This window comes from Frankia sp. Allo2 (assembly GCF_000733325.1).
In the GTDB taxonomy this organism is placed as follows: Bacteria; Actinomycetota; Actinomycetes; order Frankiales; family Frankiaceae; genus Frankia; species Frankia casuarinae.
Genome location: NZ_JPHT01000012.1, coordinates 20,537 through 35,667, shown reverse-complemented (window position 1 = coordinate 35,667; position 15,131 = coordinate 20,537). Strand labels below are relative to the sequence as shown.

General features: G+C 72.2%; 13 protein-coding genes, 1 pseudogene and 1 riboswitch. Of the genes and pseudogenes, 12 read left to right on the top strand and 2 right to left on the bottom strand.

What is annotated here, in order from left to right:
* Positions 1-12: 12 nt before the first annotated feature.
* Both ALLO2_RS10690 and ALLO2_RS10685 read right to left on the bottom strand, forming a co-directional pair.
* Entirely contained in the window at positions 13-1,692 is a 1,680-nt protein-coding gene (locus tag ALLO2_RS10690) for a DUF5667 domain-containing protein (protein WP_157493341.1), read from the bottom strand.
* A 90-nt stretch (positions 1,693-1,782) separates the two neighbouring features.
* On the bottom strand, positions 1,783-3,945 hold the full coding sequence (locus tag ALLO2_RS10685) for a Stk1 family PASTA domain-containing Ser/Thr kinase (protein WP_035731664.1): 2,163 nt from the start codon (positions 3,943-3,945) through the stop codon (positions 1,783-1,785).
* Between the two features lie 257 nt (positions 3,946-4,202).
* A riboswitch (TPP riboswitch) is annotated at positions 4,203-4,316 on the top strand.
* On the opposite strand from ALLO2_RS10685, the gene ALLO2_RS10680 reads away from it, so the two are divergent.
* The 12 genes and pseudogenes from ALLO2_RS10680 to ALLO2_RS10625 all read left to right on the top strand — a co-directional run bounded on the left by ALLO2_RS10680 (position 4,312) and on the right by ALLO2_RS10625 (position 15,124).
* Entirely contained in the window at positions 4,312-5,325 is a 1,014-nt protein-coding gene (locus tag ALLO2_RS10680; RefSeq protein WP_023841270.1) for a thiazole synthase, read from the top strand. It overlaps the preceding riboswitch by 5 nt.
* Complete coding sequence (gene thiH, locus ALLO2_RS10675) at positions 5,322-6,488, top strand: 2-iminoacetate synthase ThiH (protein ID WP_011437460.1); 1,167 nt, start codon at positions 5,322-5,324, stop codon at positions 6,486-6,488. The genes ALLO2_RS10680 and thiH overlap by 4 nt, the downstream gene beginning before the upstream one ends.
* Positions 6,489-6,527: 39 nt before the next feature.
* Positions 6,528-7,763 (top strand): NAD(P)/FAD-dependent oxidoreductase, encoded by a 1,236-nt coding sequence (locus ALLO2_RS10670; protein WP_035731662.1) that lies wholly within the window; start codon positions 6,528-6,530, stop codon positions 7,761-7,763.
* Positions 7,764-8,000: 237 nt separating this feature from the next.
* A complete protein-coding gene (locus ALLO2_RS10665) occupies positions 8,001-9,650 on the top strand; it encodes a Gfo/Idh/MocA family protein (protein ID WP_035731658.1) in 1,650 nt (549 codons plus the stop codon).
* Positions 9,651-9,777: 127 nt separating this feature from the next.
* Positions 9,778-10,101, top strand: coding sequence for an Rv2175c family DNA-binding protein (locus tag ALLO2_RS10660; protein ID WP_023841271.1), 324 nt, complete (start codon positions 9,778-9,780; stop codon positions 10,099-10,101).
* A 65-nt stretch (positions 10,102-10,166) separates the two neighbouring features.
* Positions 10,167-10,424: a sulfur carrier protein ThiS gene (thiS, locus tag ALLO2_RS10655; RefSeq protein ID WP_011437456.1), complete on the top strand. Its 258-nt coding sequence runs from the start codon at positions 10,167-10,169 to the stop codon at positions 10,422-10,424.
* Positions 10,405-11,118 (top strand): thiamine phosphate synthase, encoded by a 714-nt coding sequence (locus ALLO2_RS10650; protein ID WP_023841272.1) that lies wholly within the window; start codon positions 10,405-10,407, stop codon positions 11,116-11,118. The genes thiS and ALLO2_RS10650 overlap by 20 nt, the downstream gene beginning before the upstream one ends.
* Positions 11,119-11,147: 29 nt before the next feature.
* Positions 11,148-11,528, top strand: a complete 381-nt coding sequence (locus ALLO2_RS10645; RefSeq protein WP_011437454.1) for a lycopene cyclase domain-containing protein — start codon at positions 11,148-11,150, stop codon at positions 11,526-11,528.
* A pseudogene (locus ALLO2_RS28210) lies at positions 11,525-11,812 on the top strand (lycopene cyclase domain-containing protein); the annotation flags it as partial. The gene ALLO2_RS10645 and the pseudogene ALLO2_RS28210, both read left to right, overlap by 4 nt.
* 322 nt (positions 11,813-12,134) lie before the next feature.
* Positions 12,135-13,187: a hypothetical protein gene (locus ALLO2_RS10635; RefSeq protein WP_175455943.1), complete on the top strand. Its 1,053-nt coding sequence runs from the start codon at positions 12,135-12,137 to the stop codon at positions 13,185-13,187.
* Between the two features lie 216 nt (positions 13,188-13,403).
* Positions 13,404-14,495 (top strand): MBL fold metallo-hydrolase, encoded by a 1,092-nt coding sequence (locus ALLO2_RS10630; protein WP_011437451.1) that lies wholly within the window; start codon positions 13,404-13,406, stop codon positions 14,493-14,495.
* A gap of 47 nt (positions 14,496-14,542) precedes the next feature.
* Positions 14,543-15,124: a TerD family protein gene (locus ALLO2_RS10625; RefSeq protein WP_011437450.1), complete on the top strand. Its 582-nt coding sequence runs from the start codon at positions 14,543-14,545 to the stop codon at positions 15,122-15,124.
* Positions 15,125-15,131: the final 7 nt, after the last annotated feature.

Genomic DNA, 15,131 nt, shown 5'->3' with positions numbered 1-15,131 from the left:
TCGGAACAGATTCTAGCGGGATCCCGGCGTCGGCGCCCCGTTCGGGGGGCTCTGCGGCGAGGGCGCGCCCACCGTGGTCGGCGTGACATCGGATGCGGTCGTGGCGGGGGTCGGGGTCGTGTCGTCTGTCGGGGTCGTGTCGTCTGTCGGGGTCGTGGCGGGGGTCGGGGTCGTGGCGGGGGTCGGGGTCGGGATGGTCGTTCCGCTCGTGGCACCACCCGGCGCCGGGCTCGGGGGCCCCGGCGAGCCGATGCCGGTGCCGGCAGGGGTGGGAGTGCCGGGGGTGGGAGTGCTGAGGGCGGGCGCGGCGGTGGCCCCGGTCGCCGTGGGCCGAGGTGCGGAGAGCAGCGGCGCCACGTAGGGCGGGGGGGTGAGGGCGTCACCGGTCGGCACGATCGGAGAGATCTGGCGGACGGGTGAGGGGGCCCGGACCGGCGCTGGTGCCCGCGGGCCGAGCCTGCGCCTGACGTCGTCGATGAGATCCAGAGCCGCATGCGCCGGTCCGACCGAGCCCACGGGAAGCGATCTCAGCAGGTTCTTCAGCCCGCGGGACTGCTCGGTGGTGAAGGCGTTCACCGTGGTCCAGGCGTCCGTGTCCCCGGCGGCGACCCGGGCCAGCAGTACCTGCGTGCCGGCGCGCACCTCGGCGATCCAGTCCCGCAGCAGCGCGTTGACCAGCTCGGGGTCGAGGCGGTCCCCGTTGCCGGGGCCGGGCGGGTCGCTCGGCGCGTCGGGGCCATCGGATTCGCCGGCGTCGCCGGAGACGGCGGGNGTGCGGGGNCCGGGAGGCCACGTCCCCGCAGTGGGTGACACCGCAGCGGGTGACACCGCGATGGTCGGTGACACCGCGATGGTCGGTGGTGCGGCGGTCGCCGTGGGGTTCACCACCGGCACCCGCGGGCTCGTCTCCGGAGCGCCGGCACCGGTTTCCGGGGCGATCACCCCGCCGTCGTTCACCGTGATCGTGCGCAGTTCGCTCATCCGCAAGCCGGCCATGCCCAGCCGGGTCTTCGCCCGCTCGACCGGATCGCGGACCAGCGACACCTGGAGGTCTTCGACCTGTCGTTTGACGCCGTACAGGGTATCGCCGGGTAGCGAGTCCCCCGAGCTGACCGCGAGGGCCGCCGTGGTGACGGCGGCGGTGAGTGCTCCGGCCAGCAGCGGCCGGGCGGCCCGGGTCATCCTGCCCCGGCCGGAGACACCGCAGGCAGAGACACCGCGGGCACCGGTCCGGCGTACCCACCGCGCGTCGACCGGATCGTTTCCCGGCAGGTCAGGATCGACGCCCTCGGGAGGCGTGCGTGCGGGACGGGTTCTTGTGGGACGGGCCTCGGTCTCGTGGCCCTTCACGGAGGTGCCGGGGGAAACGGCGGCGGGGGAACGGACGGGATCGCATGCCGGGGAGCCGGTGACGGCGGCGAACAGCTGTCCGCGCAGGGCGGCGTGCCGTGCCGGATGCAGCCGCGGTGACGGCAGGTCCCGGAGGGCCGCCACGGTGTCGATCAGCCGCGCGTCGGTCTCGTCATACGGGGGGCGCTGTCCGTCCAGCAGGTCGGCGACCCGCTCGGCCCGCCGTCCACCGCCGGCCATGCCCCGCCACGACGACTCCCGCCACCACGACGACTCCCGCCACCACGACGTCGGCCGCCGCGGGCCGGCGGGCCACCGGCCACGACCACGCGCTGCCTTCACGCCGTCGTCCCCCCGGGGAAGCGGTCGCGGATCTTTCGCCCACCGCGCGATTCGTTGCACAATATGATCAACCTGGTGGAGGATGGCGGCTCAGCCGAGGGGGTCCCACGTTGTGTTGACGTGCACGGTACTTCCTTTTTCGATTTTGCTCCCGGCCTTGGCGGACTGCGATGTCNCCCGGTCGCCCGGCCCGCCGATCCAGCCGATACGGTCAATCTTCAACCCCCGGCGCTGCAGGATGTTCTCGGCTTCCCGGTAGCTCTTCCCGACCACGTTCGGCACCGGGACCTGGATCCCGCTGCCGTCGCCCCCGGAACCGTCACCGTTGTCGAACCCGTCGGCCTCGGCTACGGTGAGGGTGACGGTGCCGCCGGGTGAGATCGGCTGCCCCACGTCGGGAGAGACCCCGAAGACCTCACCGGGCTGCACGGCGTCGTTCACGGCGTCGGTGCGCTGCACCACGAGGCCGATGTTCAGGCCGACGAGCTCGGCCTTGGCCTCCTCGAACGACTTGCCGATGATGTCGGCCGGCACCGGCTTCGTCGCGGGGCCCGTCGAAGTGATCACGACGACCTGGTCCTTCGGCTTGAGCGCGGTGCCGGCCCCGGGGTTCGTACCGATCACATGGCCCGCCGGCACCGTGTCACTGGACTGTGGGCTCAGGCCGCCGAGGGTCAGGTCCACTTCGGCCAGCCGGGCCTTGGCCTGGGTCTCGGTGAGGTTCGCCAGGTCCGGCACGCGCACCGTCGCGGGGCCGGAGCTCAGCCGCAGGGTGATGAGCGCGCCCTTGTCGACCTTCGATCCGTCCCGGGGATCCTGCTGGGCGACGTGGCCGACCGGTACCGTGGCGCTGGCGACCGGGTCGAGGTAGGTGAACTGGAAGCCGGCGTCGCGCAGCATTTTCTCGGCGTCGGATCTGCTCAGGTTCGTCAGCAGCGGGACCTCGGTCCCTCCGCCGGACAGGGAACGGAACGCGAGGATCCCGAGCAGCAGGACCAGGACGGCCATGCCACCGACGACGACCGGGATGAGCCCTCGGGAGCGTGGCGATGCGGCGGCCCGTCGCCGCCCGCGCCCGCCACCGCCCCCGAGATAGGCCGTGGCGGTCGGCGAGGGCGGGGAGGCGGATCGATAGAGCGCGCCGGTGCCTGGCTGGCCCGGCCCGGCACCGGCGAACGCGCGCTCCGCGGCGGCCCCCGGCCCGGCGCCCCGGGAGTCGTCGTAGTCCTCGGCCTGGAACGGCTGGGTGTACCCGGGCTCCTGGGGGTACCCGGGCTCCTGGGGGTACCCGGGCTCCTGGGGGTACCCGGGCTCCCGGGCCCCTGAAGGCCGCTCGGCCAACCCGATCCGTTCGATCTCGCCGGTGAACCCGCTCGGGTAGGCGTCCTGCGGGGGCAGGAACGGCTCGATGCGCCGCAGCTCCGCCAGCAGGGCCGCACCATCGACCGGCCGGCGCGCCGGGTCGCGGGCGGTGGCCCGGAGAACAAGACCGTCCAGCTCGGCGGGAATGCCCTCGATCATGGTGGACGGCGCCGGCACGTCGCCGTGGACCGACTGGTAGGCCACCGACATCGGGGTGGCGCCGCTGTGCGGGAGCTGCCCGGTCAGGGATTCGAAGAGCACCACACCGGCGGCGTAGACGTCGCTGCGGGTGTCGGCGACGCCGTGGGTGACCTGCTCGGGGGCGAGGTACCCGACAGTGCCCATCACCACGCCGCCGGTGAGTGCCTGGGTGGGCTGGCTCACCGGACGGGCGAGGCCGAAGTCCGCGACCTTCACCTGGCCGTCGTCACCGAGCAGGATGTTCTCGGGCTTGATGTCGCGGTGGATGATGCCGGCGGCATGCGCGGCGGCGAGGGCCTCGATCACGGGCTCGATGATCTCGATGGCCTCGGTGACCGGGAGCCGACCCCGGGCGCCCAGGTGCTGGCGCAGCGACCGGCCGCGCACCAGCTCCATCACCAGGTAGTTGACCAGACCGACGGGGATGTGGTCGGAACCCTGGTCGAGGATGGAGACGACGCGCGGGGTGTTGAGCCGTGCCACGGCCTTGGCCTCGCGATGGAAACGGGTGACGAACTCCGGGTCGTGATTGAGAGTGGGATGCATGACCTTGAGGGCGACGAGCCGGTCCAGCCGGTTGTCGTGCGCGACGTACACCGTCGCCATCCCGCCGACGGCGAGCCGTTCCTGCGCCGTGTAGCGGCCGTCGAGAAGCCGACCTACGACGGGGTCGGCCACGGTGGCATCCACGAGGGAGAGTTTACGATCGTTGTCGAAGGATGCCGCTACCGAGCCCCGCGAGGTTAACCCGGATACGTCGTTCGAGCGAGAAGTACCTCGTCGCGCAGCATGGTGTCCACCGGGTGAAACCCGGGTGCCCACATTGAATCGGTTCTCAAGGCCGCGATGATCGTCGACGGGCGTGGATCAGTGTCGCAGATCGGCGTCGCAGATCGGCGTCGCGGCGGGACACCCGAAGCCGCGGCCAGGAAGCAGCGGTTACACTGTCGATTGCTCCGGGGAGCCCACGGACGTGGGCTGAGAGGCTGGCCAGTATCCCGTCGGCGACCCGTATACCCGATCGCGGTCATGCGCGCGTGGGGAGGATGAAAGATCGTGTCGCAGCACCCCCTACGTCCTGCCGGTTCCCGTCCCGGCGATTCTCCCCCCGACGGTTCCTGTCCCGATGGCCTCGCCGGTGAAGGTTCCGCCGTCGGCGGCGGGGGTGGTGGTGAGGCCGGACCCGGTGCCGCGGGGGCGGACGATCTCGTCATCGCCGGGCGGGCCTACGGCAGCCGGCTGCTGATCGGCACCGGGAAGTTCGCGAGTCACCGGGTGATGCGGGACAGCCTCGTCGCATCCGGTGCCACCATCGTCACCGTGGCGCTGCGCCGGGTCGACATCGGCCGGATCGGTGACGGCGACGTTCTCGACTTCATCCCGCCGTCGATGACCCTGCTGCCCAACACCTCGGGCGCGGTGGACGCGGCCGAGGCGCTGCGGCTGGCCCGCCTCGGGCGGGCGGCGACGGGCACCGGTCTGGTCAAGCTGGAGGTCACCCCGGATCCGCGCACCCTGGCGCCGGATCCGCTGGAGACCCTGCGCGCCGCCGAGCTCATGGTGGCCGACGGCTTCACGGTCCTGCCCTACTGTTCGGCCGACCCGGTGCTGGCCCGCCGGCTGGAGGAGGTCGGCTGCGCCACCGTGATGCCGCTGGGCAGCTGGATCGGCTCGAACCGCGGGCTGCGCACCCGGGACGCGATCGAGGCAATCGTGGCGAGCGCCGGGGTGCCGGTGGTCGTGGACGCCGGGCTCGGGGTGCCCTCGGACGCGGCCGAGGCGATGGAGATCGGCGCGGCCGCGGTGCTGGTCAACACCGCTATCGCGGTGGCCGCCGATCCGGCGCGCATGGCGCGGGCCTTCGCGCTCGCCACCGCCGCCGGCCGGTTGGGTTTCCTGGCCGGCCGAGGGGCTGCCGGCCCGGCCACGGTGGCGTCCGCCTCCTCCCCGCTCACCGGGTTCCTCGGCGCCCACCCGTCACCGGCGTCCCACCCGTCACCGGCGTCGCCCGTGCCCTCGGTGTCCCGGGCGACGTCCCCGGCTGCGGTGGTGGGCGAGGCGTCCAGGTGAGCGCCCCGCCAGGGGAGTTCGCGCGCGAACTTGCCGGTCACGACCTGGCCGGGCTGTCCGCGATGTCGCGGCGGGCCACGTCCGCCGAGGTGGACACGGTGCTGCGGCGGGTTCGGCCCGGATCCGGTGGGTCGGCCACCCCCCGGATCGGTCTCGCGGAGCTGGCGATCCTGCTCTCACCCGCGGCCACCGCCCGGTTGGAGGAGCTGGCGATTGCCGCCCGGGAGGCGACCCTGCTCCGGTTCGGTCGGGCGGTCCGGCTGTTCGCCCCGATGTACGTGTCGAACGCCTGCCTGTCGTCCTGCACCTACTGCGGCTTCGCCAAGGGCCTGCCGGTGGTGCGCCGCACGCTGGACCTTGAGGAGGTGGTGGCGGAGGGACGCCTGCTGGTCGACCGGGGGTTCCGTCATCTGCTGCTCGTCTCCGGCGAGCATCGCGTCGAGGTATCGGCCGACTACCTCGTCGCGGTGGTCGAGCGGCTACGGCCGATGTTCCCCTCGATCAGCATCGAGACCCAGACCTGGTCGGACGACACCTATGCCCGGCTGGTGCGTGCCGGGTTGGAGGGAGTCGTCCATTACCAGGAGACCTACGACCGGGCCCGCTACGCCGAGGTGCACGTCGCCGGCTGGAAGCGTGACTACGACCGGCGGCTGTCCTCGTTCGAACGGGCCGCGCGGGCCGGGGTGCGCCGGCTCGGGATCGGCGCGCTGCTCGGGCTCGCCCCGGACTGGCGCGCTGACGTGCTCGCGCTGGCCGCGCACGCCTCCTTTCTCTCCCGTCGCTACTGGCGGACCGAGGTCTCGATCGCGCTGCCGCGCATCAAGCCGAGTGCCAGCGGGTTCCCGCCGGTCGTCGTCGTTGACGACGCGGAGTTCGTCCAGGCGTACGCGGCCCTGCGCCTGTTCGAGCCGGACCTCGCGCTGTCGCTGTCGACCCGGGAGCCGGCGGTGCTGCGCGACGGGCTCGTCCGCATCGCCGTGACCACCATGAGCGCCGGCTCCTCCACCGAACCCGGCGGCTACACCACGCCCGGCACGGCCCAGGAACAGTTCTCGATCTCCGACGAGCGTTCGCCGGCACAGATCGCCGCGATGCTCGCCGAAGCCGGGTACGAGCCGGTGTGGAAGGACGCCTTTCCGCTTGTCGACCCGGTGCGGTGACGGCGGCCCGGCGTCGCGGGTCGTCGATAGTCTGCTCGAATGCAGCGAATAGTCGTCGTGGGCGCGGGAATGGCGGGGGGNCGGGCCGCCGCCGAGGNGCGCGCGCGTGGTTTCGCGGGAGAGGTGATCCTGCTCGGGGCGGAGCCGCACCGGCCCTACGATCGTCCGCCGCTGTCCAAGGCGGTGCTCTCCGGCCGCATCGACGACACGACGTTGCCCTTCGACCTCGACGGGGTCGAGGTGCGCCTCGGACGGCGGGCGACGGGCCTGCGACCGGGCACTGTGGAGACCGACGCGGGGCCGCTGGACTACGACGGCCTGGTGCTGGCGACGGGAGCCGACCCGGTAACCCTGCCGGGCGACGGCCCACAGCGGGTCCTGCGTTCCATTGACGACGCCCGGGATCTGCGTGGCGCCCTGCGTCCCGGCGTCCGGCTCGTCATCGTTGGTGCCGGCTGGATCGGCGCGGAGGTCGCCACGGCGGCGGCAGCGATCGGTGCCGAGGTCACCGTCGTGGAGGCAGCCGCCTCGCCGCTGTTCGCCGCGCTCGGCGCGCAGGTGGGCCGGTGCACGATCGCGTGGTACGCCCGGGCCGGGGTTACCCTGCGCCTGGCCACGGCCGTGGAGCGGGTCACCCCCGACGGGCTGGTGCTGGCTGGCGGTGAGGAGCTGATTGCGGACGAGGTTGTCGTCGGCGTCGGGGTGCGGCCCGGCACCGCCTGGCTCGCCGGTTCCGGGCTCGCCCTCGACCGGGGAGTCGTGGTTGACGAGCATCTCGCCGCCCGGTGGACCCATGGTGCCGACGGTGCCGACGGCGACCGGCCGCCGGTGGTCGCGGTCGGTGACTGTGCTGCTTGGTGGTCGCGTCGCTACGGTCGGCGGCTGCGGGTCGAGCACTGGGACTGCGCCCAGCAGTCGCCCGCGGTCGCGGTCAGCACGCTGCTCGGCGGGGAGGCCGTCTATGACCCGGTGCCCTACTTCTGGTCGGAACAGTTCGGCCGCATGGTGCAGTTCGCGGGACTCCCTTCGGCAGAGGCTGCCCCGGTGTTCCGGGGCGATCCGGGCGTCGTCGTGCCGCCCGACGGNGGGCGTCCGTCTGGCTGGTCGGCCGGGTGGTTCGCCCCGGACGGCCGTCTCGAGGCGCTGGTCACTGTGGGGCGCCCGATGGACATGGTCGCCGGTCGCCGGTTGATGGCGGCCGACGGTATCCCGGATCGGGAGCGTTTCGCCGATATCTCCGTGTCGATGAAGGAACTGGCCGCGGCAAGTCGATGACGCCCGGTGACGACCCGGTGTTCCCGGTGCTCCGGATTTTCCAGGCGTTCCAGGCGTTCCAGGCGTTCCGATCGGCCGGACGGCGGGATTTCTGGATATCAGGATCATTGGTACTCTTGCCCGGCATTGCGTTATGTATGCATCCTTGTGTAAATCTTTGCGCGGATCTTTATTTGGATCTTTGTTTGATGACCCCAATCGCCGGAACGTCGGGAACAGTCACTAGAGTGCGGAGACGTGCCTCGCATTCACCTGGTGTCGAACCTGGCCGGTGTGAACGCGCTCGGCGACCATTTGCGGGCAGCGGGTCTCGGCCCGACCTCGGCACGGTCGGCCGACGCGCTTCTCGTGCTCATCGACCGTCCGCTCGACCACGTCGAGCAGGAGTTGCTGGACCGGGCCCGGCAGACCGTCCCGGTCCTGCTCGCCGGGCCGACCATGCGGGCGCTGCCGCCGGGAAGTCCGCTCATCGAGGCGTCCGGTTTCATCCCGGGGCGGACCACCGCGCCCTACGACCTGCGGTTGACCGTCGGGCCGCAGGGCGGCGCGGTCATGGCCCGGTCCGCGGACTTCCGCCCCCGGGAGAGCTGGATCATCCCCGACAAGATTGCCGACGACGTGGAGCGGCTGCTCCTGGTCCGGCACGAGATGGGCGAGCATCCCGTCTGCACCTGGCGGCCCTCCACGGGCCTCGGCATATTCNCCCTGGGTACCGGTCCCGCCGTGCTCGCCGATCCCGCCTACCAGCGGCTCGTGGGACGTTGGCTGCGGCACTGCCTCGGCGTGCTCGACGCCGCGCCGGCCAGGGTCGGGCTGCTGGGCACCCCGGACATCACCGGGACGCACCACTCGGCGGTGGACGCGACCGAGGGCCTGGAACTCGCCGCCCTCTGCGACGGCGGTGCCGGCCGGCTCCCGGCGCACGCGGCGGGTCGCCCGCCGCGCCGCGTCGACGACCCGGACGACCTGGTCAACGATCCGGATCTCGGGGTCGTCATCGTGGCCACACCGACCCACACCCGTCTCGAATGGGCTGGTCGTGCGCTGGAGGCCGGCAAGCACGTCGTCGTGCACGCCCCGCTCTGCCTGTCGACCCCGGACGCCGACCAGCTCGCGGAGCTCGCGGAGGCCCGGTCCCTGGTGCTCGCGGTGTATCCGGAGGGTCGGGACGACCCGGGCTACCGGGCGGTCCGCGCCGCCGTGCACCGCGGCGCCGTCGGCGAGCCGCTGCGGCTGGACGCCCACCGGGGCGGCTTCCGCCGGCCAGCCGGCACCTGGCACGACGACGAGCGGATCAGTGGTGGGCAGCTCCATGATCGGGGCAGCGCCTGCGTTGACCAGATCCTCGCCCTCGTTGACGAGCCCGTCGAATGGGTCAGCGCGTCCACCGTCAAGCGGGTCTGGCACCACGTCAGCAACGCTGACCACAGCCGGCTGCTGCTGCGTTTCGCGAGTGGGGCCGAGGCGCAGGTCACGGNCTCCGATCTGACGGTGGCCCGGCGCCCGCGGTTCGAGGTGCTCGGGTCCACCGGCTCGCTGATCCTGGACGGGGCTTTCCGGGACGGCGGGGCTTTCCGGGACGGGGAGGGGAAGCTGGTGCCGCGGTTGGGACGGCACGCCGGTCGTCGGTCCGAGGTCGAGGCCGAGGCCGAGATACTCGAGGCGGAGGCGGGGTCGCTCGTGCTGATCACCCATGACGGGGTGCGCAGCCACATCCCGCTGGCACCCACCTCGGGCAGTACGTTTCACCGGGACCTGGCGGACTGTCTCGTCTCGGGCTGGCCGCTGTCCGGCTACGGCGTGCAGACCGCCCGTCCGGTGGTCGCGGTGTTGGAGGCGGCGGTGCGCTCGGCGGCCGCGGGCGGCGCCCAGGTGGCTGCGCTCTGACCCGTTCCGGCCGGACCGTCCCGGCCGGAAACCGCCTGGTCATCCCCTCGCCGAGGGGCGCGGCCAACGTCCGCGGCCGCGCCGGCACCATACGACGCCATCGAGACTTAGGTGTTTACTCTTGACCATGGACTGGCTGACCCTGCCTGACGTCGCCGATCAGCTGCAGGTTCCCGTGACCCGTGTCCGGCAGATGGTGCGCGACCGGACGCTACTGGCCCGGCGGGAGGGGGGCGTCCTGCGGGTGCCTGCCGATTTCATCCGGGACGGCGCCGTCGTCAAGGGGCTGCCCGGCTTGCTCACGGTGCTGGCCGACGCGGGGTTCACCGATGAGGATGCGCTCGACTGGATCTTCCGGGAGGATCCGAGTCTGCCGGGCACCCCCATGCAGGCACTTATCGAGAACCGTGGCAAGGAGGTCAAACGGCGGGCCCAGGCGTCGGCCTTCTAGCCCCGGCCCGGTCCCGGCCGTACCCACCGCCCGCACGGCGGGCGCTGCTCCCGTAGGGTCGAAAAATGGTCGATCGTCCGCCGCACTTGCACCCGCGTGCGCACCCGGAGCCGCTCGCCCGGGCGCGGGTCGTCGTCAATGGTGCGCCGCGGGGCATCCCGGGTGGCCAGCCGCTGCCCGACCTGCTCGCCGAGCTGGGCCTGCCGTCTGGTTCGGTGGTGGTCGAGCACAATGGCGTGGCTCTGACGCCGTCCGAGATTCCCGCCGTCCGGCTCGCCGACGGCGACATTTTGGAGATCGTGCGTGCTGTCGCCGGAGGTTGAGGGATCGTCGCCGCGCGCCGGTGGGCCAGCCCGGGCGGACCGGTTGCGGCGGCTGGCCGACGCCCGCCTGTACCTGTGCACGCCGCGTCGGGCCGAGTTCGACGCCTTCCTGAGCGCCGTGGTCGGCACGCCCGAGGCCCCCGGGGTCGATCTGATCCAGCTCCGGGAGAAGGGGCTCGAATGGGACGAGGAGCTCGGCGGGCTGCGGCGGGTGCAGGCCGCCGCCGGCGCCAGGGGAGTGCTGGTCAGCGCGAATGACCGCGCCGACCTCGCCGCCTTCGCCGGGGTCGACATCCTGCACGTCGGTCAGGGCGACATCCCGCCGCGGTTTGCCCGGCGCCTGGTGGGCCCGGACGTGCTGATCGGACAGTCGACGCACGATCCCGACCAGTTCCTCGCGGCGCTCGCCGACCCCGACGTCGACTACGTGTGCGTGGGGCCGGTGCACGCCACGCCCACCAAGGAGGGCCGGCCGCCGGTCGGCCTGGGTCTGCCCCGGCTGGCCGCGCGGCACGCTCCTCCGTTCGCTCCGGGCGTGAAGCCGTGGTTCGTCACCGGTGGCGTCGGTCCGGATACCCTGGATCAGATTCTTGCGACGGGAGCGCGCCGCGTGGTGGTCGTGCGGGGCCTCACCGGGGTCGAGGATCCGGCCGCGAGCGCTGTTGCCCTCGCTCGGCGTCTGAGAGCTGTCTGAGAGTTGTCGATGCGCCGTCCGAGCCGCCGATGCGCCATCTGAGCTACCTCGCGGTCCTGGCGGGATGCCTGCTCGGAACGGCGCCGCTTGAGGTGTTTCTGGGCACCCGGGTGTACGCCCGGCCGGTTCGGCTGCTGCTGACCCTCGCCCCCGTCATCGTGATCTTCGTTGTCTGGGACCTGTTCGCCGTCTCCGCGGGGCACTGGAGCTTCGACCGGCGCCGCATCACCGGGATCCTGCTTCCGGGGGGCCTTCCCCTGGAGGAGCTGCTGTTCTTCGCCGTGGTGCCGATGTGCGCGATCCTGACGCTGGAGGCCGTGCGCGCGGTGCGGGGCTGGGACGTCGGCGACGAGCCCGCCCATCCGAGCGCGACGCGTTCCGATGGGACTCCCGATGGTGATCGGCCGTGAGCTACACGGCCCTGGCGGTCGTCGGGGTCGCGTTGGCGATCGCGATGGACCTGTGGGTCCTGCGGACCCGGCTGCTGACCCGGCGGGTTTTCTGGACTTCCTATGCGATCATCGCGTTGTTCCAGTTGATCTCCAATGGGATCCTCACCGGGTTCGGCATCGTCGTCTACGACCCCCGCCGGATCCTCGGCCCGCGGATCGCGCACGCTCCGGTCGAGGATCTGCTGTTCGGCTTCGCGCTGGTGACCCAGACGTTGGCATGGTGGGTCTGGTGGGGGCGCCGGCTGCGGGGCGGGCCGCCCGGCAGGCCTCGCAGCCGGCGGACCGGGGAGAGCCGGGAGGCCAGCGACAACGGCGACAACGGCGACAACGGGGTCAATGGGGAGAATCGGGGCATCCCGTCTCGACCCGAGGGCCGAGAGAGATCTCGGCGTACTTCGTGACGGAAACGAGCGAATTGGTCCCCTAGCGAGAATCCGTCGGCTTAATCTCGTCACGATGACGCATGATGGTGCGGGGGGCCCGGGATCGCCGGGACGTCACCGTTCTCCCTGGGGGCGTTCAGGCCGGATCCTGCCGATCCGGTGGGGACGCATCATCGCTGTGGTGGCTGTGTTGGTCGTCATCGTTGCGGGTCTGGTGGTTGTGCGTGGGCGGATGGCCGGCGACCATCGTGCGGGTTCCTCCGGAGGCAGGCCGGGTGCGCCGGTCGCAGCGCCGGCACCCACGCCCGGTGACGAGGACGGGCCGGCGGACGTGACGGCGGCCCCGGTCACTGCCCGGCCGGGTGCCGGTCCGGCCCTTTCCACCGCGTCCGCGGCCTCCCCGAGCACCGGCATCGGGTCGGTTTCGCCACGGGTTGCCCCGACCGCCGCGAGGCCGCGGACCGGACCGCCGCCCGGGTCACCGGCCGTCCCGGTCGCTGCGCGGCCCGCCGGCCCGGCCCTAAGCCTGAGCTCGACCAGGGTCGACCTGGGTGACGTCGACTCCGTCTGGCGGCTTGACCTGCGTGGCGAGGGCACGGCGCCGGTCGACGTCGTGATCGGCGCCAGCCCGTCCTGGCTAACCGTGGTGCCCGGCCGGTCGCGGATCGATCCGGGGGCCGTCGTCCCCCTGGTGATCACTCTTGATCGGGCGGCGGCACCGTCCGGACCGATCGATGTGACCGTTCCAGTCAGGCCCCGCAAGGGTGATGGCGGGGGCGACGTGCGGGTCACCGCCAGGGTCGACGGCTCGCCACAGGTGGTGTCGATGGTCGCGGCGCCGACGACGCTGTACCCGTCCGGCTGCGCGCCGGCCGCGAGGGTGACCGCGTCCCCGGTGACCGCGTCCCCGGTGACCGCGTCCCCGGTGACCGCGTCCCCGGTGACCGCGTCCCCGGTGACCGCGTCCCCGGTGACGGTGTCCACGGTGACGGTGTCCGTCGTGGACGCGACCGGCATCTTCGCCGCGGAGCTCGTGGTGAACCTCCCCGACGGAGGCAGGGCTAGTGTGTCGCTGGTCCTTGACCGGGCGACGGGTAACCGGTCGACGTGGTCCGGCCCGGTGGGCCCGGCCCGTGTGGCCGGGGCGATCACCTACACGGCCACGGTGACCGATCTCGACGGGCGGCGCTCCCGGGCACCGGGATCCCTCACCGTTCTGCCCTGCCCCTCCTGACCGGCGCGGTGACGGNGACGGCGGTGACGGCGGTGACGGCGGNGGGNAAGTATGGCGCCGCCCNGNTCGGGGGGTACCGGGCGGCGCGGTATAGCATGACAGGTTGGCCGGGACGCGCCAAGGTTCCGTCGGGTGGCGCAGGCCCAGAGACGGGTGCCGCAGGCCCGGGGCGCCGCGGTACGCGATGCACGCGCCGTCGGGCGCCGGAGAAAACGGGTGGGTGAGGTCGTGGACGCTGCTCTCGGGGATGTCGGTGTGCCGCGTCAGACCGGGCCGCAGCCGGCCGTGGAGCGGGCCGGCCGGGACGGTGCCGCGCGGTGGCGTCGGCCCCTGCCACCGGTCGAGCAGGTGCGTCCGGGACTGTGGAGTATTCCCGTCCCGTTGCCCTGGGCCAAACCGGCGCACGTGTTCGTGTACGTTTTCGAGACCTCCACGGGCCCGTTCCTGATGGACGCGGGCTGGGACTTCGACGAGGCGTTCGACGAGCTGCAGGCCGGACTGGCGATGATCGGGATGTCGGTGGCCGACGTGCGGGGCGTCGTGGTGACCCATGCGCACCTGGACCACTACGGCCTGGCGAACCGGATCCGGGAGGCATCCGGGGCGTGGGTCTCGTTGCATCGCCTGGACGAGGCGATGCTCCGGCACTTCGAACATGGTTACGCCGACCGGATCTCCGAGCTGATGATCCGGGCCGGGGCGCCCGCCGAGATGACCGAGCGGCTGCTGGCGGGCTACCAGCAGCCGGCCCCGGGCCTATCGCGACCCGACATCCTCCTCGAAGACGGCGACCGGCCGGACATCCCGGGCTGGGATCTCACCGCGCTGTGGACACCGGGCCATTCGCCGGGACACCTCTGCTTCTGGGAGCCGACCAACCGGCTGCTGTTCTCCGGGGACCACGTCCTGCCCTCGACGGCGGTCGGGGTATCCGCGCCGGAGGAGGCCGTTCCTGATCCGCTGGGGGACTACCTGCGTTCGCTGGCCCGGCTGCGGAGCCTGCCGGCCGAGGAGGTGCTGCCGGCGCACGAGTACCGGTTCACCGGGCTGGAGCGCCGGCTCGCGGAGCTCGACGCGCATCACGCCGGCCGGCTGTCCGAGGTCGTCGAGGGACTGCGCGCGGGTGCCTCGCGGGTCTGGGACGTCGCCGGATACGTGACCTGGCATCGGCCGTTCCGCAACCTGCGGGGGGTGGCGCTGCAGAACGCCGTGATGGACACGATGTCGTACCTCGCGACGCTGGAGGCAACCGGCGCGGCGCGTTCCGAGCCGGGAACACCAGACCGGTGGCGCCTGATCGAGCCGTAGGGCCCGCCGGTCGGCAGGGCGGGGACCATTCGTACTAAGGTGAGGATATGACCTCCGTGTCGCTGTCCAAGGGCGGCAATGTCTCGCTGAGTAAGGTCGCCCCCAACCTCACTGCCGTGACGGTGGGCCTGGGGTGGCAGGTGCGGCAGACCACCGGTGCCGCCTACGATCTCGACGCCAGCGCGATCATTGTGAATGACGCCGGCCAGGTCCTCTCCGACGGCTATTTCGTGTTCTTCAACAATCTGGTGAGTCCGGACGGTGCGGTGAAGCACCTGGGTGACAACCTGGTCGGTGGCGGCGGCGGTGACGACGAGCAGATCAACGTCGACCTGCGGATGCTGACCCCGCAGGCGGCGAAGGTCGTGTTCACCGTGTCCATCTACGATGCCGACTCGCGTCGGCAGGCCTTCGGCCAGATCCGCAACGCGTTCATCCGGGTGACGGACGCGACGAACGGCGCGGAGGTGGCCCGCTACGACCTCACCGAGGACGCCTCCACGGAGACGGCGATGATCTTCGGTGAGCTGTACCGCTACGGTGGGGAATGGAAGTTCCGCGCTGTCGGTCAGGGATACGCCTCCGGGTTGCGCGGGATCGCCTTGGACTTCGGCGTCAACGTCTCCTGACCGCCCG

Bases quoted from the DNA above. Each gene is read 5' to 3' on its own strand.
- ALLO2_RS10660 (WP_023841271.1), top strand. From the start codon at position 9,778: ATGGACTGGCTGACCCTGCCTGACGTCGCCGATCAGCTGCAGGTTCCC.
- thiS (WP_011437456.1), top strand. From the start codon at position 10,167: ATGGTCGATCGTCCGCCGCACTTGCACCCGCGTGCGCACCCGGAGCCG.
- ALLO2_RS10645 (WP_011437454.1), top strand. From the start codon at position 11,148: ATGCGCCATCTGAGCTACCTCGCGGTCCTGGCGGGATGCCTGCTCGGA.
- ALLO2_RS10625 (WP_011437450.1), top strand. From the start codon at position 14,543: ATGACCTCCGTGTCGCTGTCCAAGGGCGGCAATGTCTCGCTGAGTAAG.